At 50.8% G+C, this 21,677-nt stretch carries 13 protein-coding genes, 2 pseudogenes and 1 other annotated feature; of the genes and pseudogenes, 13 read left to right on the top strand and 2 right to left on the bottom strand.

Going from position 1 to position 21,677, the window contains the following annotated elements; translation table 11 throughout:
• Positions 1 to 2 precede the first annotated feature (2 nt).
• Entirely contained in the window at positions 3 to 6,266 is a 6,264-nt protein-coding gene (locus tag RSQ48_RS08940; protein ID WP_415301691.1) for a DEAD/DEAH box helicase, read from the top strand.
• Between the two features lie 320 nt (positions 6,267 to 6,586).
• On the opposite strand, the pseudogene RSQ48_RS08935 reads toward RSQ48_RS08940, so the two are convergent.
• Positions 6,587 to 7,703: pseudogene (locus RSQ48_RS08935) on the bottom strand (IS3 family transposase).
• Positions 7,393 to 7,499: a sequence feature (AL1L pseudoknot), on the bottom strand. It overlaps the preceding pseudogene by 107 nt.
• 630 nt (positions 7,704 to 8,333) lie before the next feature.
• On the opposite strand from RSQ48_RS08935, the gene RSQ48_RS08930 reads away from it, so the two are divergent.
• Entirely contained in the window at positions 8,334 to 10,520 is a 2,187-nt protein-coding gene (locus RSQ48_RS08930) for a dynamin family protein (RefSeq protein WP_415301690.1), read from the top strand.
• A gap of 370 nt (positions 10,521 to 10,890) precedes the next feature.
• Here the strand turns inward: RSQ48_RS08930 and RSQ48_RS08925 are convergent.
• A pseudogene (locus RSQ48_RS08925) lies at positions 10,891 to 11,582 on the bottom strand (integrase core domain-containing protein).
• A gap of 627 nt (positions 11,583 to 12,209) precedes the next feature.
• Between RSQ48_RS08925 and RSQ48_RS08920 the strand changes: the two are divergent.
• The 11 genes from RSQ48_RS08920 (at position 12,210) to RSQ48_RS08870 (ending at position 21,591) form a co-directional block, all read left to right on the top strand.
• Entirely contained in the window at positions 12,210 to 12,908 is a 699-nt protein-coding gene (locus RSQ48_RS08920; RefSeq protein WP_094196759.1) for a DUF3577 domain-containing protein, read from the top strand.
• 411 nt (positions 12,909 to 13,319) lie between these two features.
• Positions 13,320 to 13,934, top strand: a complete 615-nt coding sequence (locus RSQ48_RS08915; RefSeq protein WP_094196758.1) for a DUF3275 family protein — start codon at positions 13,320 to 13,322, stop codon at positions 13,932 to 13,934.
• A gap of 530 nt (positions 13,935 to 14,464) precedes the next feature.
• On the top strand, positions 14,465 to 14,740 hold the full coding sequence (locus RSQ48_RS08910) for a hypothetical protein (protein ID WP_003799870.1): 276 nt from the start codon (positions 14,465 to 14,467) through the stop codon (positions 14,738 to 14,740).
• Positions 14,741 to 14,812: 72 nt separating this feature from the next.
• The gene (locus tag RSQ48_RS08905; protein ID WP_234354301.1) at positions 14,813 to 15,127 is read left to right on the top strand and encodes a hypothetical protein; all 315 of its coding nucleotides are present in this window, start codon (positions 14,813 to 14,815) and stop codon (positions 15,125 to 15,127) included.
• 190 nt (positions 15,128 to 15,317) lie between these two features.
• Entirely contained in the window at positions 15,318 to 15,653 is a 336-nt protein-coding gene (locus RSQ48_RS08900; protein WP_234354300.1) for a hypothetical protein, read from the top strand.
• Between the two features lie 108 nt (positions 15,654 to 15,761).
• Positions 15,762 to 16,067, top strand: a complete 306-nt coding sequence (locus tag RSQ48_RS08895; protein ID WP_094196757.1) for a hypothetical protein — start codon at positions 15,762 to 15,764, stop codon at positions 16,065 to 16,067.
• Between the two features lies 1 nt (position 16,068).
• Positions 16,069 to 17,184, top strand: a complete 1,116-nt coding sequence (locus RSQ48_RS08890) for a DUF6094 domain-containing protein (RefSeq protein WP_415301689.1) — start codon at positions 16,069 to 16,071, stop codon at positions 17,182 to 17,184.
• Between the two features lie 280 nt (positions 17,185 to 17,464).
• Positions 17,465 to 18,022: a RadC family protein gene (gene radC, locus RSQ48_RS08885; RefSeq protein ID WP_415301688.1), complete on the top strand. Its 558-nt coding sequence runs from the start codon at positions 17,465 to 17,467 to the stop codon at positions 18,020 to 18,022.
• Positions 18,023 to 18,131: 109 nt separating this feature from the next.
• Positions 18,132 to 18,473, top strand: coding sequence for a hypothetical protein (locus RSQ48_RS08880; RefSeq protein ID WP_094196754.1), 342 nt, complete (start codon positions 18,132 to 18,134; stop codon positions 18,471 to 18,473).
• 81 nt (positions 18,474 to 18,554) lie between these two features.
• The gene (locus RSQ48_RS08875) at positions 18,555 to 19,181 is read left to right on the top strand and encodes a hypothetical protein (protein ID WP_094196753.1); all 627 of its coding nucleotides are present in this window, start codon (positions 18,555 to 18,557) and stop codon (positions 19,179 to 19,181) included.
• 112 nt (positions 19,182 to 19,293) lie between these two features.
• Positions 19,294 to 21,591 (top strand): SNF2-related protein, encoded by a 2,298-nt coding sequence (locus tag RSQ48_RS08870; protein WP_415301687.1) that lies wholly within the window; start codon positions 19,294 to 19,296, stop codon positions 21,589 to 21,591.
• The last annotated feature ends 86 nt before the right edge of the window (positions 21,592 to 21,677 follow it).

Raw genomic sequence — 21,677 nt, 5'->3', positions numbered from 1 at the left:
GAATGACAATGCAATTTTTCAGAAGTCTGATCGAGCAAAGCCTTGAGCGTACCCGTGAGGCGACGCTCGGTGTACTAGGTATCAATCACTTAGGCCTGCATCGTCACCTGAGTGAGAGTATGGTGAACACATTGGGAGCCGATGGTTGCTTCCTAGCGCCGCCGGTATTCGAGCATACCTTTGGCTGGCAGGAAGCAGGTTTGTGCCTGCAGGATCTGCAGCGGGAGGGCCTGCTGTCGAGCAGCTTGCTAGATACGCTGGCATCTGCACCAGCCTACCGATTCTCGAAAACGATACACCCCTATATTCACCAACTACATGCCTGGCGCACTCTACTTGACGAAACACCACGCTCGGCCGTGATCACTACCGGTACTGGCTCAGGTAAGACCGAATGCTTTATGGTACCAATCCTTGAAGATCTGATCCGTGAGCAAGAGCGAAGCGAGGCAGCACTAGTGGGTGTGCGTGCTTTGTTCTTATATCCGCTCAATGCCCTGATTAACTCCCAGCAAGAGCGTCTAGACGCTTGGACTAGAAAATACGGCAGCAATATCCGCTTCTGCCTATATAACGGTAAGACTGAGGAGAGGGCCGACAAGATCCGTAAGGAGCAGCAACAGAAGCCCAACCAGATCCTGTCTCGAGAGCTTTTGCGCAAGGAGCCAGCCCCGATTCTGATGACTAACGCTACCATGTTGGAGTATATGCTGGTGCGTCAGGTCGATAATCCGATTTTGGAAATTTCTAAGCAGAAACAATCGTTACGCTGGATCGTCCTCGATGAGGCACATACTTATGTGGGCTCACAAGCAGCTGAAATGTCTCTGTTGTTACGCAGAGTAGTTCAGGCATTCGGCAGACAATCTGAACAGATTCGCTTCATTGCTACATCAGCGACTATCGCCGGTGCCGATGCTGAAGAGCGACTTAAACGCTATTTGGCTGACTTAGCGGGCGTTCCGCTTGAGCAGGTGGAAGTAATTGGTGGTTCGCGTGTTTGGCCCGACCTTGAGTTTGAATCGCCAGGTAACAATGTTGCCTTGCAGGCTATCAGGGATATTGAGCCGGAAAAGGTAGTGTCTGCAGCGCGCTTCAAGGCTCTGTGCGACAGCACTACAGCTAGGCGCCTACGTCATGCCGTTGTTAGCTCTGGCAAACCCTTAGACATAAACGACCTGATTAGCGCTGTATCCAGCGAGTTGCAGGGGGGCACACACCTTGAGCGGCAGGAGCAGATGCTTGACTGGATTGACACGATGACCGGTACTCATCCGGCCGAGCAGCAGCCGCCGTTCCTCAAATTGAGAGTCCATCTTTTCCAACGTATGCTGCATGGCCTCTGGGCCTGCGTCGATCCACAGTGCAGTGCCAAATCTGCCCATCTACGGGACTGGCCTTTTGGTAACGTCTATGTGGCTCAGCGTGCGCGATGCGAATGTCATGCCCCAGTGTATGAGCTGGGTTTCTGCAACGATTGCAAGACACCACATTTACTGGCAGAGGATCGCGATGGTGAACTGCATCAACCTAGTCCTTACGCTGGCGATGAGTTCTCCCTTAATCACGACACCAATGGCGAGGACGTGCCCGTCGAAATGTTGATGGCGAAAGCCATAAACACGCGTGTCGTTATTGCAGGATTGCTGGCAGCCCATGATCCCTATTTTTCGATCAACCTTGATTTAGATAGTCACAAGCTAGGAACGGTTAATGCTACTCGCAACCTTAGTATTGTACTTACCAGTGAAAAAGACGGCTGCTGCTGCAGCCACTGCGAAAACTCGTCCTTTGGTACTAGCGATTTTCTGAGAAAAGCCTATCTTGGTGCGCCGTTCTATATAGCCAACGCTGTTCCGACCGTTCTTGAGTTCTGTCCCGATCCTGATAATGAAGACTGCGAAGGCCGTTCACCAGAAGAACTACCGGGACGTGGTCGCAAACTGATTACCTTTACCGATAGCCGTCAAGGAACTGCTCGTATGGCAGTACGGATGCAGCAAGAAGCGGAACGCTCGCGACTACGGGGGTTGGTATTTGAAACATTGAGGAATGAACAGGCCAAGGCCAATGCTGCAGTTAAGGACACATTCAACTGTAGTCCTGACGATATGCTGTACCAGGCAGATCAGCTGGAAAAATTAGGCATGGCTTCAATGGCAGTTGACCTTCGTAAAAAAGCTCAGCTTTTGTTGAGCGGCGCAGCACCTGCAAATCAATCCAAAATAATTCGTTGGTCTCAGATGATCGAGACGATTGCAGCCTCCAGAGATATAGACAAGTTCATCCTGCGCTACAACCGTTATGCCAATCCGGCATTGTTCGATGGTAACGAAGGCTGTCTGACAATGGCTCGCCTGCTGCTTGCACGTGAATTCTCCCGGCGACCCAAAAATCAGAACAGTTCGGAAACACTAGGGTTGATCAAGGTCGGCTACATGGGGTTGGAGGATATAACGACAACACCACCGCTGTGGGCTGACACCTTCGCCATTTGTACGCAGGGTTCTGCAAGTGATGCAAGAAGTCCTCTGACGCTGGATGACTGGCGCGACTTCCTCAAGGTCGCACTAGACTTCTATGTCCGGGAAAACACCTTCATTCCAATGGAAAACAAGATGCGCCGTTGGATGGGTAGCCGTTTCAGTCCCAAGGCACTTTACTCTCCTAAGAGTGATGTGCAAGAAAGCACCACCATCAGAAAATGGCCACAGATCAAGCAGGGGGCACCACATCGACTGATCAAACTACTTGAACTAGCGACCTCTCTAAACCGCGCTCTTAATGCGGATGCAGACAAGATCAACAGTTGGCTCGAGGCGGCGTGGTTTGCTCTGGTAAATGCCCGTATTCTGGAGTCTGTCGATACCGGTTACAGTTTACGCCTAGAAACCCTCACTTTCTCGCTTCCTAGCGAAGGCTGGGTCTGCCCGTTGACCCGCCGTATATTCGATACCACGTTCCGGGGGCTGACACCCTACCTTCCTCAAAAACGATTAAATCAGGACTACCGCTGCCGTAAGATCCAGCTTCCGACTCTGAGTACACTCATCCCGGACGGTTCTCCAGTTCCCAAGCAGGTGCAGATTCGTCAGCTGGTAGCAAGAGATCCCATCATTTCTCAACTCCGCCAGGAAAACCTGTGGACGGATATCAGCGACCGTACAGTCGAGGGGGGCTTCTACTACCGAACTGCAGAGCACTCAGCGCAACAGTCTGCAAAGAGGCTTGATGATTATGTTGAAGAGTTTAAGCGTGGTGATATCAACGTACTGAACTGCTCCACAACGATGGAGATGGGCGTGGATATCGGTGGTATCTCTGCTGTGGTAATGAACAACCTACCACCACATCCGGCCAACTATTTGCAGCGCGCAGGTCGTGCTGGTAGACGCAACGAAGCACGGGCTATCGCTTATACCCTGTGCAAAGCTGATCCACATAACCAGCGTGCCTTCGCCAATCCTAAATGGCCGTTCGTGACAGCCATTCCAGCACCTAACATTACACTCAGCTCTGAGCGAATTGTGCAGCGGCACGTAAACTCGCTGTTGCTGGCGCTTTTCTTGCGTATGCATAGCAGCAATGATGGTGACCGTACTAAATTAACCTTGCATTGGTTTTTTGCTCCAAGCGACTCGTCTAGTCAGCAGTTTCTGGCCTGGCTCAGGGCGAGCCCGAATGAATTTGATCGCGCTGTGAAACAGTTGGTGTGTGGTACATGCTTGGAGGGGCGTTCGCTCATCTCAATCACAAGTGAAACCCGGCTAGCATTATGTTCTCTTGAGGATCGCTGGCTGGGCGACTATCGTACTATTAACCATAAACTTCAGGCTGCCAGTGATGGGCCATACAAGAAGGCTTTGGCTCTGGAGAAGCAGCGCCATGAAAACGAGTATCTACTCCGGTATCTAGCATCGTCCGCATTTCTTCCGGGATATGGCTTCCCGACCGACGTCGTCAGTCTCAAGACATACAGCGTCGAGGACTTCCTGCATCAGCAACGAAAAAGCGAAGCGAGCAGGGAAGACAGCATCTTTGACAATAAGGAAATGCCGTCTCGCAGCCTGGATATTGCCATTCGCGAATATGCTCCTGGCGCTCAGGTAGTGATCGATGGCAGAGTCTACCGTTCTGCTGGTGTCAGCCTACAGTGGCATGCCAACGGACAGGTTAATGAAGCACAGAAATTTGATATCGCTTGGCGTTGTCCTGAGTGCGGTAACATCGGAGTGATGGAAAACGCCTATACAAATAATGAAGGATTGTGTTGCTCACATTGCTCATCCGTTATTCCACGCAGCGAGCGCCGAATGGTACTGCGTCCGGGTGGATTCGTGACGGACTTTTATGAAGAAACCTCCAATGATGTTACCTCGCAGAAGTTCATCCGCATTGAGCGACCGCGCATCCAGCTGTACAGCGAAAGTATCTCGCTACCCGACCCACGCTGTGGTTTCGTGCGCTTCGGTCATGACGGCAGTGTCTTCCATCACTCTTCTGGTGAGCATGGTAATGGTTACGCTGTCTGCATGAATTGTGGACGTTCGGCGTCTATGCTTGCCTCGGATGAAGTGCCTAAAGATCTGCAGCCTGATAAAGCTCACCGCCCAGTTGGCGGACAAACCGGTAGCCGCAAAGAGAGCGACTGTTCAGGTGAGGCCATCAAGGCCAATCTGCATTTGGGCTACCAGATTCGTACCGATGTACTGGAAGTTTTTCTTAAGAATCCACTTACTGGCGAATGGCTATCTGATACACCCAAAGGGCGTTTGATCGCTACAACCCTTGGCGTTGCTATACGTGATGTGATCGCCGGAAACCTGGGCATAGCCAGCAGCGAAATGGGCTTTAGTCATCGCCTCGATCGTGATCGGGATTCTGGGCAAGGCCGCTCCGTCATTCAGCTTTTCGATGAGGTTAGCGGCGGGGCTGGCTTTGTGCTGTCGGGTCTGGGTGACATCCTTCAGCTGCTAACTAAGGCAAAAGAGCGTCTGAGCTGCCCAGCAAACTGCGATAATGTCTGCTCGCACTGCCTGGCGAGTCAAGACAGCCGTGTCGAGCGTGAAGAACTGGACCGCAGGCTGGCACTGCAGTGGCTCTGCGAGTCTCAACTGATCGAGCACCTAGGACTGCACGATATCTTTGCAAGCCTTCGCGGAGCTCGACACTGTTCTGTTGGCCCTATGCGGGAGCTAAGCTCCTTCATCAACTCATTGGATCGGCGCGATCAGACTGCCTCTGTCTTGGTGTGCCTGCATGGCGATCATCAGGATTGGGATCTGGACCATCCCCTTGTGAGGGAGAAAATCCTAAGTTGGGCTATTACCGAACGACTGAAAATAAGAGTCGGTATTACTGCCCCTGCGTCGTTGAGAGTGGAGCAAAAGGAAGCCTTGGCACTGCTTACACGCTTAGGGGTTGAGTTGATTGAACTGCAAGCTGAAACATTGCAAGCTCCCTATTTGGTTGCCCAAGTGTCATCTCAGGCTGGTGTGTGGAGTCTGTATAGCAGTATGAGCAGCGTCGGTGCACCTGGGCCCGATTGGCTTCAAGGTCATGCAGATGCAGTCTGGGTTACTAGTAAACTAATGCCTGCCGTGAAAGGAGGTTCTATTGCCAGCGACACTTGGAGTCAGCATCATCAGGGCGCGCGTATAGTCGAAGTCACCTCGGAGCTCAACGGCCCGGTGGATACCCTTAAAACACGGCTCGCAGCGCTTATCAATACCCAGATGCCGGAGTTGGCTTCCCTGATCTCTAATGATCAAGCTGTATCCATCACTTACTCCGATCGCTATCTGAAGTCGCCCTGGTCACTGATGCTCTTGACAAGCTTCCTCGAGCTTTTTAGAAGTGAAAAACTACAGTCAATCTCTCTCAATACGTTAGCACCGAACGGTAGCCAACCGAGCTTTTTCCTCAGTCATGACTGGATGCGAGCAGAGGACCAAGAGGCGATTCTCGAGCTCTGGCTAAAAAGCCAGTTCGAATTGGCACCGGATATCAAGGTCATGAGCAGCCCTCGTGATCTGCTGCACTCTAGAGTCATCACAGTGAACTGGAGTTCTGGCAAGGTTAGCAAGGTCCTGCTGGATCAAGGTATGGGATACTGGCGTTGTAGGATGCCCAGCAGAGAGCAGATGCATTTCGACTTTAACCAATCACCTAACGAGCAAGTTTTGCAGATGCTTGATACATTTTCATCTGCACATATGCAGCAAAGTGGCGATTGGCCCACTTATATAAGCTGCTCAATGAGCTGAGTCATCTAGATGGAAACAATCCCCCGCTTCGGCAGCACTAATTTTTTGTGTAGACGAAGCGGGCTAAATTGAGCGATGGAGGTGTGGTGACCAAAATTGCTGCTTTATGGTCTGAGGCAAAAAAACAGCTCTATATGGATAGGCTAAGTTGATGATTTGTATTGTCGTACACACAAACACGCTTCAGAAGCCCTATCTGTTCCTAGGAATGAACGCCAAACATGGTTTGGCATTCAAGTGGACTAGCTGCCAGTTAGTCACTTACTTTGTACCTGAATCGCTCCGGGAATCGAGGAGGCTGTTTGGTTAAAGTACAGCGTTCATCGCACAGAGTCAGAATGGGTACGGTGGTAGAGTTCTTCGGCCTGTGCAGGAGGAATGTACCCGATCGATACGAGCAGGTGCTGATGGTTATACCAGGCGAACCATTCCAGCGTGGCAAATCCCACGGCGCTCGGTGATGGATGAACTCGGACTTGTACAGCCCGTTGATGATTTCCGCCAATGCATTGTCATAGCTATCGTCTCGGCTACCGACCGACGGTTCAATGCCTGCCTGGGTCAGGCGTTCGGCGTAGCGGATGGACACGTATTGGACGCCCCGGTCGGAATGGTGGCTCAAGGAATCGGCGGGATGTCGGTCGTACAGGGCCTGCTCCAGGGTATCAGGCACGAAGTCTGTGCTCATGGTGTTGCTGATACGCCTGCCCACAATGCGCCGGGCAAACACGTCGATGACGAAGGCCACACACAGCCAGTCTAGCTAGGTCTAGACGTAGTTAAAGTCTGAGCCCCATAACTGATTGGGCCTGTCGGCGTGGAAGTGGCGATTGACCCGATCCAGTGGGCATAACTGCGAACCGTCGGCCATGGTGTGGTACGTACTCGTTTGTCTCGGCGCACGCCCGGCAAACCCAGGCGGCGTATCAGGCGTGCAACCGTGCAGCGGGCCACGGCAATGCCTACGGCGCTGCAACTGCTGCCAGATCTTGCGGGCGCTCTGGACCTGCATGTTGGCGTGCCAGGCACGCCCAATCTATGCCATTAAATCCTCATCGAACTGGCTGCGTGCGCTGCGCAGTTTTGGGCGTTGTTGGCGAGCGGCAGGGCGCCGATACGCTGATGATGGGGCAACCTGCAACATCTTGCAGAGCGGCTCGACCCCTTAGTGGTCCCGGTGCCGGTAGATATAGGCATGTACTTCTTGATCTCGCGCTCTAGCGCCTTCATGCGTTCGCAGCTGGTCATGCCATCACGCATACCGCTGTCGACCTCGTTGCGCTTGACCCAATCAAGCAATGTGGCCGGTACGCAACCGATCTTTGGCGCAATGGACTCAACAGCCGCCCGCGGCGACGGGTACTCACCACGGTGCTCCTGTATCAAGCGCACGGCACATTCACGGACTTCAGGGGAAAACTTGTTCTGCTTGCTCATAGTGGCCACATTCTCTCAAAGGTTGGAGCCTCCTCAAAACCAGGGGCGATTCAGACCGCCTGAGCTTTAAAACATTAGTATTTTTTACGCTTGAAATTAGCTCTTCTCGTGCCTGGTTATGTACTCAATAGTTCTATCTAAGATGAAATAAAACACTGGCCGCAATGCTGCTCATTCCGGGCACAGGTTAAGGCTATGGCAAACCAAAGGGCATGGTCTTTGCGCATTTTCATCTTGGGGGGCGTCCATATTTAAAGCGGTCTGCTCAAGGTGCAAGCCAGCCTATTCAGCAACCGCACAAACTCCTCTTAGTTACGTCCGGTCAGTTGATAATTCAAAATATTTAATCGTATAAGAAGAGGGCGGGAGTTGTTGGGGATGGGCTGTAACTGCTGCCTAGCAGGCATAGATATCTGGCTGCCGAATGACGACGAGGGGTCGGCTGAAACAGTGACCACCCTCCCGCATCCGATGCGTGTTGCCGTTGAGCGGCCTGGCAGGATCCTTCTTGACCACCTAGTGACTCGCAAAATTATATTGATTTTGGGTTGTATGATTGATAATATCCTAATTAAGCATAAAAAATATTTTTTATGCAGAGAGGGTTGCTTCATTTACAAAGGAAAGGCTATGGATTCAGTTGATCTGTTGAATTTACGAAAGCAAGCAGGGCTAACTCAAGAGCAAGTAGCAGATGCGTTGAACATATCGCAATCGCAGGTCTCTCGGTATGAGTCTGCCCCGGATGAGACCCCATTCAAGATAATTAAGGAGTGGACAGCGCTCTGTGGTGATACCCAAGCCTCTCTGGGGCTTAGCCTGGCTGTAAACAAGCGCCCTGCGCTGGAAGAGGCCTTAGCGTCGGTTTTTGGATGGTTCAATTATGCCCCAACGATCTTGAGTCCTGACATGCCAGACCTAGTGCAGCTGGCAGCGTCTATAAAGACTATAGGCAGAAAGCCTCGGATTGCTGTTGCTGGTAAGTTTGATGCTGGCAAGAGCACGATGCTTAACTATTTGTTAGGCGGAAAAAGATTACCCACCTCTTTTCAACCTACTACTTCCTTACTTTGCCATATTAGGCATATTTCCGATAAGCCTGTATGGCAAGTAGAGCCGGCAGCGTTATTTAAAGAAGGTTATGATTTAAATGACCCCGAGAATAAAGAGAACTTTGATAACCATAAGCTGTTTGTAGGTGACACCTCAATTCTACAAAAATATGCACAACATGCTGATCGAATCTCTGATTTGGAAAAACCGGTTGTGCCAGTGACAGGGGCAGCTTATGCAGTCATATACCTTGATTCTCCAATATTGACTGCATTGGACTTTGTGGACTTACCAGGGTATTCGAATGACGAAGCCGATAACCAAAAGGCCGAGTTTGTTCAAAATATTGCCGATGCGTTTATTTATCTATCATCCTTCAATGGATTTATGTCCGGTGATGATATGGTTTACCTGCCAACGTTAATTGATAAGCTTAATCTTCTCGAAGTCAATGAAAAAAAAGAACCTCTTGCTAACTTATTTATTGTCTGCACCCACGTGCACGCTATCTCAGCGGATAATAAACCACGTCAGAACGTAGTAGAAGAAATACTAACAGCGGCAGCTAAACGGATAAAACCTGTTGTAGCAGGTGTATTGGATACTGCAACTAGGCGCTATGGGCTTCCAGTAACTCACGATATGCTGCGTAAACGTATGTTTGGCTTTGCTGTGGATAATAGCGTAGCCGATATTCGCTCGAGTTTTTTATCGGAGTTGACACGATATGCTGGGGATATGATGCCTCGGGCTACGTTGGGCAAGTTAATAAAAGTAATGGATGCAACAAAAAATCAGGAGCTTACGGCAATAGCAGGGTTAACTGATCAACTCAAAAAAAGCTTAAATGACCGAGCCACGGCTGAGCGAGAAGTAAAGGAGATGCGTGAAAAAAAGGAATTAACCAAAAAAAGATTTGATACAGAATATAGAAGACTAAGTTTGCTAATTGATGAGTGTTTGAGAAAATCTAAGGATTCAGCAAAAAAACATTACGAAAAAATCGTTGATGTATCTTACGTTGAGAAATTAATTAGGGAAAGTTACGGTGACAGCAAAAAAGATGCGCAACAGTATGTACCCGGCATACTATTAGACAGACTGAAACGTAACGTAAACACTGATGTTGCCGAAATTAGTCTGAGCTTTAATAAAGACTTGGATGAGGTTTTAGCACTGCTTAGCGAGGTAACAAAACCAACAGACAGCGTGCTTTCGTTTGACGCTAAGAGCGCATTTTTGTCAGCCTTGACCGGTTTGACTGCTACTGGCGCATTGGCCGGGTGGGCCGCTATCGTTGCAGGAGGCAGCAACTTAGGTGGCTACATACTCGCGGCTAAGATCGTAGGTTGGTTGTCATCATTAGGTATTTCAATTGGTAGTGCCTCAACTGTTATGGCCGGTATTTCCGCCCTTGGTGGACCAGTAACCATTGCCGTGGCGCTTGGAGCAACAATTGCTGCTGGTCTGTATGCTCTGTTTGGGGCTTCGTGGGAAACTCGTCTTGCTCGAAAAACTGTCGAAGACTTCAAAAAAAATGACGTTCTGTCTCAGTATCTTTCTGGCCTGACAACCTATTGGTCGGACACGAAAATTTCCCTATCGCAGTCAATGGAAGCCACTCTTGACCAGTATGAGAAATTTATTGCAGACCGGGCAAACATTTTAGATCTGAATACTTCAGAGATAGAAAAACGAATTGATGTGGCTAATAAGTATCTAGGTTTCTTCTTAATGTCACCCACATTACCTTCTGACGTCTAACTCCTACTCCAAGGACAATGTCTATCGCTGACTTAAGTGACAGACATTGTCCGTTTTCTGGCTGAAAGATGTAAAACTGATGCATAACGTGCTTAGGTCATTATTTTATAAAAAAGCGGAGTAGAAAACTCTATTAACTCTCGTAGAGACATAGCTCATGTATGTCAGCACGTTTGCATAATATGCATCGGCTTTTATTTCCTTCCCCCAAATAATTGTCCTAATAGTGGTGGAGGTCAAGAATTAGCTGCAGCATTAACATCGTTTCGCATCATAGTATTAATATCCCCTGCGACTTTGAGTCCACTTCACGCCATTATTGACGACCAAATGATCGGTGAACCGACATGCAGCGACAATAAAATTGCGTTCAGATGACCTGCGTCGAGATTTTGTAGCCAATTAGGCAGTGAGTCGTCTCGGATACCAGCAAAGCTCGACGGAGCGTGGTGGGCGGTTGGTAACGATGGGCGCTATGCGATCGACGTTCGCCGTAAAACTGCCGCCAACTCTCGATCAATATTTTTGCCTCGGCACGACTGCGGAACCATTCACGGTTTAGCAGTTGGGCGCGTAATTTGCCGTTGAAGCTTTCCACAAAACCGTTGTGTCATGGGCTACCGGGGGTGATGAAGGCTGGGCCGACCGATGCGTCACGTAGCCAGCGCATAACGCGAACGGCGGTAAATTCGACCCAGTTGTCCGATCGAATGAATACTGGTTTGCCATACTGCTGCATTAGCCGCGGCAGCACTAGGATCACGTCCTGCGAACGCAGGCTGTCACTCACCTCGATCGCCAGGCATCCCGTGTGCATTTATCGATCACACACAGCATCTTTAAAACCCGTCCGTCGACCAATTGGTCGTGCACAAAGTCGTAGCTCCAGGCCGAATTCGGTTGTGTAGCGCCCGGCAGGCGGGGACCGCTGCCACAGCGCCATCGGTGGAACTTCTGCTCCGTAATGTTATGACGTTTGCAAAGATCCTTGATCGGTAATTCCCGGCTCTCGGCTTCCTGCAGAATCCGAATGATCTGTTCGTCGGCATATCGCTTTTTCATTGAGTTCTCCTTGCTTCTAGAATAAGAGAACTCACTTGCGATTTAGCTACACAATCCGTCTCAGGTCAGTCTGCGCGCAGACTGGTAAAAATTGCAAACCTCGCCATTAGATGCGGTGGTGAAGTTGGGAAAGTCACGATTGCTCCGGAACTCTTCGCTCTGGTCATAGGCGACCGTGTGTGTCCGATCTAACTCCAGAATCAAGTCGTTTAAGGCATCGTGGGGGCTTAGGTGGCTCACGGTTGTATAGAAGTCCTATCTTAGTGCGCTAGTGGCGTGTAGGTTGTGGGGTCGGCATGGACTATCCGCTTCTGGCCGACAGCGGACGTTCTGGAATCGGTTAGGCTTTTTCAGTCAATGCTTGAAAGATAAGCCTGTGTTAGTACATTTAACTAGTGCTATTGACTTTATCTTTACTCATTGATAACTTTGCTACGTGAATCGCCATAAGGCACCCCACAGCGGCGTCTCAACTCTTGAAAGACGCACGTACTGATCCTCTACGGCAGTACCAGAGTACATCTTCTTCTTTGCTACCCGGACAGGGAACCCGCTTTCCCTGTCCAGGCCATTCGGCTCTTGGGTGGGTGCGTGTTCCTCCAGTCCATTTTTCTGGAGTTCACCATCATGACTACCGCTTCCACTCAAACTTCCAACCACTTCAATCTTCACGTTAACGGTCTCGGTTATCTGAACCGTGTGCGCTGGGTTGAAACCAAAGGTTCTGGCCGCAAGGCACAACCCTTTCTTGCTTGCTCGATTTCCGCCGTGCGTGGAAATACGGATGAACCTGACTACACCTACTTTGACCTTCGGGTCTCTGGGAGCGAAGCCATCGAAATGGTGGAGAAGCTCATGGGTGATGTTGAGGCGAAGCGTAAGGTTTTCGTATCGTTTCGTGTGGGTGATATCTACACACACGTTTACATGCGCAACCTTCGAGATGAGAAGGGACGTACAACTGGCGAGCAAGAGCCTGCCGCACTTATCAAGGGACGTCTGTTGTTGATCAACAGTGTCACTGTTGATGGCGTTAATATTTTCCGACGTGATTTGCAAGAAGAGTCCAGCATGGATAACATTCCTTTTCAGGAGGATGCTCCTTTGCAGAACTCCTCGACCGATGATGAATCTTCTCAGGATGTGCCGGAGCAAGACCAGTCTGAAAATAAAGCACCACAGGAAAACGCTCAAGGTCCAGCAACTCCAAAGTTCAACAGCACTCCGGTGCCTGTGAACCAAGGCGCTGCGGCATATCAAGCAGGATATGGAGCAAGTAATGTGCTTCAATACGTTGCAAGCTATGCCCATCAGAGCGTTGCTTAATTTTTAATGCTTCATCCAAACCCTCGTTACTGTTCCCACTGGGGGCTGTGCGAGGGTTTTCTTCTCCTTGATGCTGCAAAAATTAGCGACTAAACTAATTCGGTTTTGCGAGTGTTTTCAGGTTTCACTTGAATAACCTGGTCGCCTTCGGGCACGACACGTCAACCCCTGAAACGTGAACGCTCTGTATAGAGTTGGGGTACATATCACACGAGTACGTCCGTTGAATTGCACGTTCAAACAGGAACCTCACGTGCTCTAAATTACTATCCGATCGCAAGTTGGATAGCCACCATTTAAGCCCCCCTGTACCCGTCCGGCGTAAGCTGCACGGGTACTTTCATTTCACACCCCACCGGGAGATCTCTTCCGGCTGGATGTGGTCTCCCTATCTTTATGAAGGAGATCACGATGATCCGTATAGATGGAGCGCAGCTGCGCGTAAAGCGGATTCGACAAAGTCGAAATGGTGCGTTCTGCGTTGCAGACCTCTCAACTGCTTTTGGTGAGTTCAAGGTCAAAGACCCACTCCTGGATCAGTTTGAGGAAGGTGAGTACCAGGCAACGGTGTGGATTAGTGAAATCTATCTGTCGCAATACATCGCGTTTGGCAAAGGTGTGACAGAAATTCGTGCTCGTTTGCACGATTTACAAGTTGAGAGCCAGGCCGAATTATCGACTGCTCATGAGCAAGCTGAGCCTGACCCCATTGACGAGCAACGGCCTGTACGGGTTGCGCCACCTAAAAAGCCAGTTCCCCCTCCATCTACCGCAAAAGACTTTAGCCACTTCAATAAGGGTGGTAAGCCCCAGTCAGGGTCTTTGGATTCTGTGCCACTGGAGTCTACGCAGGGAGAGCACGATGGGTTGCTTGACGCAGAAATGCTCCATGCCATTGCCAATCGCGATCCCATCAAACTTGATGCGACTGTAGAACGTACGCTGCTACGACGGCAAGCAGTTGAACTTGGCCAACGTCATGGCTACCGTTTCGATGCGAAACAACAAATCTGGTTTGCCCAGTAAATCCTCATTTCTAAACCGCCCAAAGGTGGCGGTTTGACTTATGTTCTTGATGCGATCGAGACCATGAGCCAGACCGCACAGTGCATTGGTGCATCGTTGAATCTGGGAGGCGGCGTCCCCATGCGCCCGCAGCTTTTGCGCTAAGCCGGAGCTGGTGATAGCAAAATCAGCCACGTACCTTGCGCGCCGTTTCATTTGTCACCAGGACCTCCATTTCGGTGACACACACCTTGGATCCACCAAGGGGAGTGAGGGGGTATGAATTTTAATTTGTTATGTAAGCCCGGAACCGAGATGGGTTCCCTTGCGAGCCAGGACAATCAGGCCCGGCCTGCAAGGGAAATCATCTAAGCAAACCAACGATGGTTTCAATCAGGTGCGTTCAACCCTGTAAACGTGCCAAGGCAGTAAGTGCTGCCTGGGTAACTCGCTTTATTCATTCACGCAGATTTAACCTGCGCTTCTTACTAACCCCGTGGGGACACCGTGTCCCCTGGGGCTTGGTCGTCCCCATTTTTTGGAAGACGATCATGGCTCAACTGCATTTTTTCCCTATCACGACGGCTCAGCGCAAGAGTTTGCATTCCCTCTTTAATGACTGGCTTTCCCAGGCCAATGAAGAGGGATTTGAGCAGTTTCTGGCTGTTCGACATGAGTTGGCACCCGCACAGGTGTGCTCGTTCGTACGTCTGGTCCAAGGTTGCTCTGTTCGACAGGATTTGGCCCAACGTTTGCCAGGTGATCTCAAGCAGCGTCTGCAAGCACTTCATTGGCTGCGATTCGGCGCTACAGCGGTAGCCGCTTGATTCTTTAACTGACCCTTGGGGGCTTTGACCCTCGCGGGTTGATCGCCCTCTTGATTTTTTAAGGGGTACTATATGTCAATGAGTCCATCTGACTTGTTCCTGCTGCGGCAGGGCCTGGTCGATGCCGGTATGAAGCAAGAGGTTGCCGAAAAGGTGGCCATCGCAATGGAGGGTGCTATGGCACTCACACTTGATCAAGTGCTGGAGAAGTGGACAGCCAAGGTTGAACACGACATTGCCGCGCTTCGCACTGAACTGAAGCACGACATTGAGGTGACCAGAAAAGACATCGAGGTGACCAAGCGGGATATGACCATCCGTCTTGGCTTGATGCTGGCTGGTTTTGCCGGTCTGATCTTAAGCGGCATGAAGATGTTCATGCCCTAGCGTTTAGCACGCGACCATTTCAGCACACCTCGGTGTGCCCGATGAGGAGTCCGCTCCTCCAAATTAGCGAATGTATACCAGGTCTTTCATAGGCTTGGTGACATTCACTTTTCTTTTGTTTTTCCATTTTCACCCCTGCGGGCACAGATCCGCATGGGTATGGCCTGCGCATTTTTTAGTGAGGCCGACTATGACTGAACAGACTCAACCAGTGTGCAGAGGTTCCTTCGATCTCTCGCCTCTTGCCGATGTGCTGCCGCGCTTTGAGCTCGGTGTGGTTGTGGCTACGCCAGGTGTTACCAAGCTGGATCAAGAAGGCACGATCAACGCTTGTGAGTACCTGGCTCGTCACGCTATTGGTGATTGGGGGGATCTGTGCCACGAAGATTGGCGATTTAACCAGCGGTCTCTAGCGTGTGGAGGGCGACTGATGTCGTCGTATCGCGTCAACGACCAACTCAAAATCTGGATCGTTACAGAATGGGATCGATCCAGTACCACACTGACGTTGCCATCGGAGTACTGATCCTCTAACCCATGCAAACCCATCAGGATGGGTTTGCATTTTCCTCTTTCACTTTCCCGGCGGGACGATCCGTCTGGGTCTCTCGTCGTGTATTTTTCGGAGACCCAGATGATCGTTGTCCGCTATTTCACCTTACCGCTGTACACCACTGACAGAAACCGTACCGATGAACGACTGATCTGGACCGGGCCAGAACCTGTTCCAGCCATTGGCGAAACTGTGATGGTCAGGTTCAACAATATTGGTGAATGCAGAATCGTTTGCTTTGCCTCACAAGGTCCGTACCTTGGGGTGCTTGTTTACCCCCTTCAACCACCCAGTTGGTGGATTTCTCAGAATGGCGAGCCTTCGCCTGAAACAGCAGGCCTAGTGTTTGGCCGTGAGATCTCGCTCATTGATGGTCAGGAGGTGTGAAATGGCCCTTTTGTTCACCCGCTTGGCTCGCAACTTCGTCAAAGCCGGGTACTACCCGACCGATGATGAGACTTTGCAGCGGATTCAACACTTCCTCATGCCAGCATCAAGACCCATGCGAGTGCTTGACCCATGTTGCGGGGAAGGTGCGGCGCTGGCTGACATTCGTCTTGGCCTACAGGAGAGGGCTGGCGAGGTTTCAGTAAGCATTGAGGCTCTGGGTGTTGAGTTTGATAAAGAACGTGCCTGGCACGCGAAAACCCTCTTGGATAGGGTTATTCACGCGGACCTTCATGACGTCGTGGTTAAGGCTCGCAGTATTGGCTTACTGTTTCTGAATCCTCCATACGGGTTTGGAATCAGTGATGCGGCGAACATGGCCAACGCCGACTCTGACAAAGCCGAGCGTCTGGAGCGGACGTTCTTAAAGAAAACGGCATCATTCCTGGTTGAGGGCGGGGTACTTATCTACATCATTCCGTACTACGCCTTAGATGCTGAGATTCGGACATTTTTAGCCCGTAATTTCGACAATTTGCGATTTTTTATGGCCCCTGAGCAGCAATTCAAACAATGTGTCATTTTCGGGTCCAAAATCCGAAGCACACATCCACGTAAAAGCGTTCTTGACTGGCTTGCGCAGGCTCAGGCCGGAGAGTTCGTAGATCAAGTATTGCCAGAGGTCTGGGATGATGAACCCTACCAGGTGCCAGCAGCTGATACGGAGCTTGACTTTCATGCGGTGCGAATCGATGCCGCTCAATTGAAAGATGAGCTCAATACATGGAAGGCGAGTCTATTGTGGCAAGGCTTTGATGTTCATTTCTCTCAGGTACGGACCAATCACAGAAGACCGCTTCGTACGATGACGCAATGGCACCTGGCGCTTGCGCTGGCAGCCGGACAGGTGACTGGCTGCATTGAATCGAAAGACGGCCGGATTTTTCTGATAAAGGGGGATACCTTTAAGAAGAAAGAACGTATCCAGAACCTGGAGGTGGATGAGAAAGGGAATGTCTCGGAGACCATCACGATGCTGGATAAGTTTGTGCCTACGATCAATGCAATTGAATTTACTGCCGATCATCGGCTTGGTCAGATAGTAAAGATCAGCTGATGCTTTACCCATCAGTGCCCATGGTTGGCGCTATTCACCCTTCATTAGAAGGGTTCCTCAAGGGGCCTGGTCCAGGCCATTTGGGGAAACCTTCTCATCAAACCTAAAGGGGTTTCTTTAGGTGCGTTCAACCCTGTAAACGCATCAAGGTGGTCTTTGACTGCCTGGGTAGTTTTTCTTATCTGCTGCAGCCATGCATAGCATGTCAGTAGCCTCGCCTTATCCCTTGGGGACATCCGTCCTCAAGGGGCCGGATGTCTCCAGATTTTTGGAGATACCCATGTCTTCTTTCAATACGTCGATTTTACCCATCGCGCCGTCTGTATACGCTCAGGCAGCGCCTGAACCCGCGCAATTGCATGTTGCTGATGCGCATGGGCACTACGTGTTGGCGACTCCAGGGCAGATATTGGAGGCCGCACGTGAGGCGATTGTGTCTTTAGTGCCTTCGGGAACTCCCATGTCAACGCCGAGCATTGCGGAACGCTATGCCATTGCTCGTTTGGCTGGCCTAGAACACGAGGTTTTCGCTGTCTTCTTTTTAGACAACCAGCTTCGCCTGATCCAGTATCGGGAATTGTTCCAAGGCACCCTGAATCAAACGGCTGTCTATCCTCGTGAGGTCGTTAAAGAGGTGCTCAAAAACAATGCTGGCGCGGTCATTTTGGCTCACAACCATCCAAGCGGAAAGTTAGAGCCTAGCCAGGTAGACCGCCAAGTCACTGAGCGGCTTAAAAAAGCATTGGAGCTGATCGATGTAAGGGTTCTGGACCATTTGATCGTCGGGCCTTCAGCCAACACCACTAGCTATTCGTTCGCTGAGCATGGCGACCTGTAACTTGAGTCATTTCTTGTTTGTTTAGCCCGCTTTTGGGCGTTTTTAACCTGAACCCATGGGGTCGCTGCGGCCCTTATGGGGCGTTGCGACTCATTTTCTGGAGTTTGTCATGAGTCGTCATTACTTTGAAACCACCTATAAAGATCATCCCGTTACCGTGCTGTTAGGTTGGGATAGGGCTTTGGGGCATTATTTTTTGGTCATCGAAAAGCAGGTGGATTTTGTGGATCCGGATGTGACCGGGTTCGATGATCAGTATCTGTATAGCAATCTTTATGAGTCCAACCCATTTGGTTTGAGCCTGGAGCATTTTAAAGCGGTGTTGCACCGGCTCAAAATCACTGTGCCAGCAAATATGTTCACTGAGGTCGAACGCGACTCCTGGAACAACGTGGGGAATCGAGACATCACCCATCAAGCTGACGGCTCATTTGCCGTGCGCTCGGCTTGACCATCTCTCTAAACGGCGCGGCCTGGCCTCTTCCTCCTTTTTGCGAGGAAGGGGCCAGTCGCATAACTATGGAGCTCGGTGATGTACCAAGTAGAGGAGTTTTCTGAAGTCTGGGCAGATGCCTGCATCCGAGAGTCGGACGGTCGCTTTTTGTTCGTTTCGCTGTATGGACGCGATGGATCGCTGATGCAATTCATGGCTGCGATGCAGTTGGGCAATAAGGAAGGCGGTATACAACGCTTTCACTTGCGCGGCGATGATGGCCAACGCCACTTAGTGGAGGTTGGTGGTGTGGATCGCTTAGGCAAACACACCGGCAGGTTGCCTAAGCAAAACCTGTTTGGTCCTCTGGGGCAACTGTGGGTATTTGACAAGAATCTACAGGAGCCAGACCGTGCGAATCGAATCGGTTGGGCTCTTCACTACTCAGCAGAGAGCGACCTGGCCAGCCTTAACGAGGCTCAGGAGCATGATCTTGATGATCGTGCCTGGCAACTGATCAAAAGCTTGTCGCCGGTGGCCCTTCTGGACCATTGGCGTGCAGAGGTTTTGGCGTGGTGCCGTGATAAGCAAGCTGTGCAGATAATGGGCAGCGATCTGTATCCCACGCTTGGCCCTGTCAAGGCAGTTCGGGTGAGCCTAAGTGAGCATTTTCTTGATTTCATCTCTGATGGGGTCAGGGTAGGGCGCCTACGTTTGCAGTTGTAGTTTTTCTAAGCTGATTGGCTGATTTCCGGATCCAGCCTTTTCTACATTTTTTTCTAACCCATGCGGGGAGCAGCCCCGCTGGCTCCCCGTATCCCTTTTGTGGAGAGCCAGTATGGGCGCTATACATCCCCAGCTAGATACCCCAGAGCAAGATGCCGATGAGCTGCATATGCCTCTGGCCAATTTTATTGATCAGTTTGGTGAGGGCTTGTTGGAGCAAGTCCGTCGCCAGAACCCGCCTATTTACGATCCGGACCTGGACACTCAAACTCCCGTTTGGCGTGCGCGGCAACACGTTCTGGACAATCTGACTCGTCAGCCATTTGAAGCACAGGCCCATGCTGTACACGCTGTTGTGAAACTGTTGATGGATCACAATGAACCGGCAGCGGTACTCAATGCGGATATGGGCACGGGCAAAACCATGATGGCCATATGTGTTGCGGCTTTAATGCAGAGTACACATCCACGTACCCTGATCGTTTCGCCGCCTCACCTGGTCTATAAGTGGCGACGTGAGATTCTGGCCACCGTGCCTGGCGCCAAGGTTTGGATTCTGAATGGGCCAGATACGCTACGCAAACTGTTGGCGCTACGAAATGCCCTCGGTTTGAAAACCAGCAAGCCAGAGTTCTTTGTGCTTGGGCGTGTGCGTATGCGCATGGGGTTTCACTGGAAACCGGCATTTTTGACTCGCCAGGTATTGCAAGATGGTCAACGGTTTAGGTTTGCTTGCTGCCCTGATTGCATGAAACCCATCGAACGTGAGAATGCGAATGGTGAAATGATGCCGCTCTCCGTTGAGGCGGCCGCACTCATGCTTGCTGATAGACGCTGCAAATGCAGCCACTGCGATAGCACGCTTTGGACGTTGATTCGTGCAGGTAAGCGTATCGACTCCATGTACGATCTGGTGTTGGGTGCCTTGAAGCAAATGCCGACGATCGGAGATAAAACCGCTCGCAAATTGCTCTCGATTTTTGGAGAGGATCTGCTTGGGGGAATGCTCGACGATAACGTCTATGAGTTTCTCAACCTTATGGATGAGTCTGGAGAGCTTGTTTTCTCCGATCGGCAGGCCATGCGTATGGAGCGATCCCTCGCGTCCTTTGAGTTCAGTATAGGGGAGGGGGGCTATCAAGCCACTGAGTTCATCAAACGCTACTTGCCTCGTGGGTATTTCGGTCTTTTGGTTGTAGATGAAGGCCATGAATACAAAAATGAGGGCTCAGCCCAAGGCCAGGCCATGGGCGTGCTGGCCAGCCAATGCCAAAAAACACTGCTGCTCACTGGGACACTGATGGGGGGCTATGCCGATGACTTGTTTCATCTTTTGTGGAGAATAAATCCGACACAGATGATTCAAGATGGCTTCAAACCTGCTCGTAATGGGTCAATGGGAAGCGCAGCTATGGCGTTCATGCGTGAGCATGGCGTGCTCAAAGACGTGTACAAAGAAAGCACTGGCCCATCGCATCGCACTGCTAAAGGTAAGCAGATGACGGTACGGACCAGTAAAGCTCCTGGCTTTGGTCCGGTTGGCATTATGCGGTATGTAGTGCCGATCACCGTTTTCTTGAAGTTGCGCGACATTGGCCAGAACGTCTTGCCTGACTATGACGAGCACTTCATTAACGTACCAATGAGCCAGGCGCAGGATGAGGCCTATCAGCGCATGGCAAAGCACCTGGTGTACGAGCTCAAGAAGGCGTTGGCCCAAAAGGACAATAGCTTGCTTGGGGTTGTGATGAATACGCTACTGGCTTGGCCAGAGTGCTGCTTTTGCCCAGAAACCGTCCGGCACCCTCGAAGTAAGGCAGTCTTGTTTTCGCAAGGACCTGTTTTTCAGGAGTCAGAGCTTACCCCCAAAGAGCAACAGCTCTTGGATCTGTGCAAACAGGAGAAGGCCCAAGGAAGAAAGGTGCTGGTGTACTCGATTTACTCGGGTACACGTGACACCACCGCTCGGCTCAAAAGCCACCTTGAGATGAACGGCTTCAAAGTTGCTGTGTTGCGTGCTTCTGTTGACGCAGCTCGACGCGAAGACTGGGTTGCTGACCAGGTGGAGCGGGGTATTGACGTCCTTGTCACCAATCCAGAGCTGGTCAAGACTGGCCTGGATCTGCTGGAGTTCCCTACGATTGTGTTCATGCAGTCTGGCTTTAACGTCTACACGTTAATGCAGGCGGCCAGGCGGTCATGGCGGATTGGCCAGAAGCATCCAGTCAAGGTCGTGTTCTTGGGCTACTCGGGATCCAGCCAGGTTGAGTGTTTGAGGTTGATGGCCAAAAAGATCGCTGTTACGCAGTCAACGTCAGGGGATATGCCTGATTGTGGCTTGGATGTTCTGAATGATGCCGGTGACAGTATCGAAGTGCAGTTGGCTAAGCAGTTGCTGGGAAATACTTAACTTTAAAAGTAATATTAATAGGTCTTTTACATTGCCCCAAAAAGTTGGATTTTTCTCCAACTTTTTGGGGAATTCCAATAGCTATT

This window comes from Alcaligenes sp. SJTW-7, assembly GCF_047716895.1.
GTDB lineage: Bacteria > Pseudomonadota > Gammaproteobacteria > Burkholderiales > Burkholderiaceae_B > Alcaligenes > Alcaligenes ammonioxydans.
The sequence above is the reverse complement of the archived record's forward strand: the minus strand, read 5'-3'. Positions and strand labels throughout refer to the sequence as shown.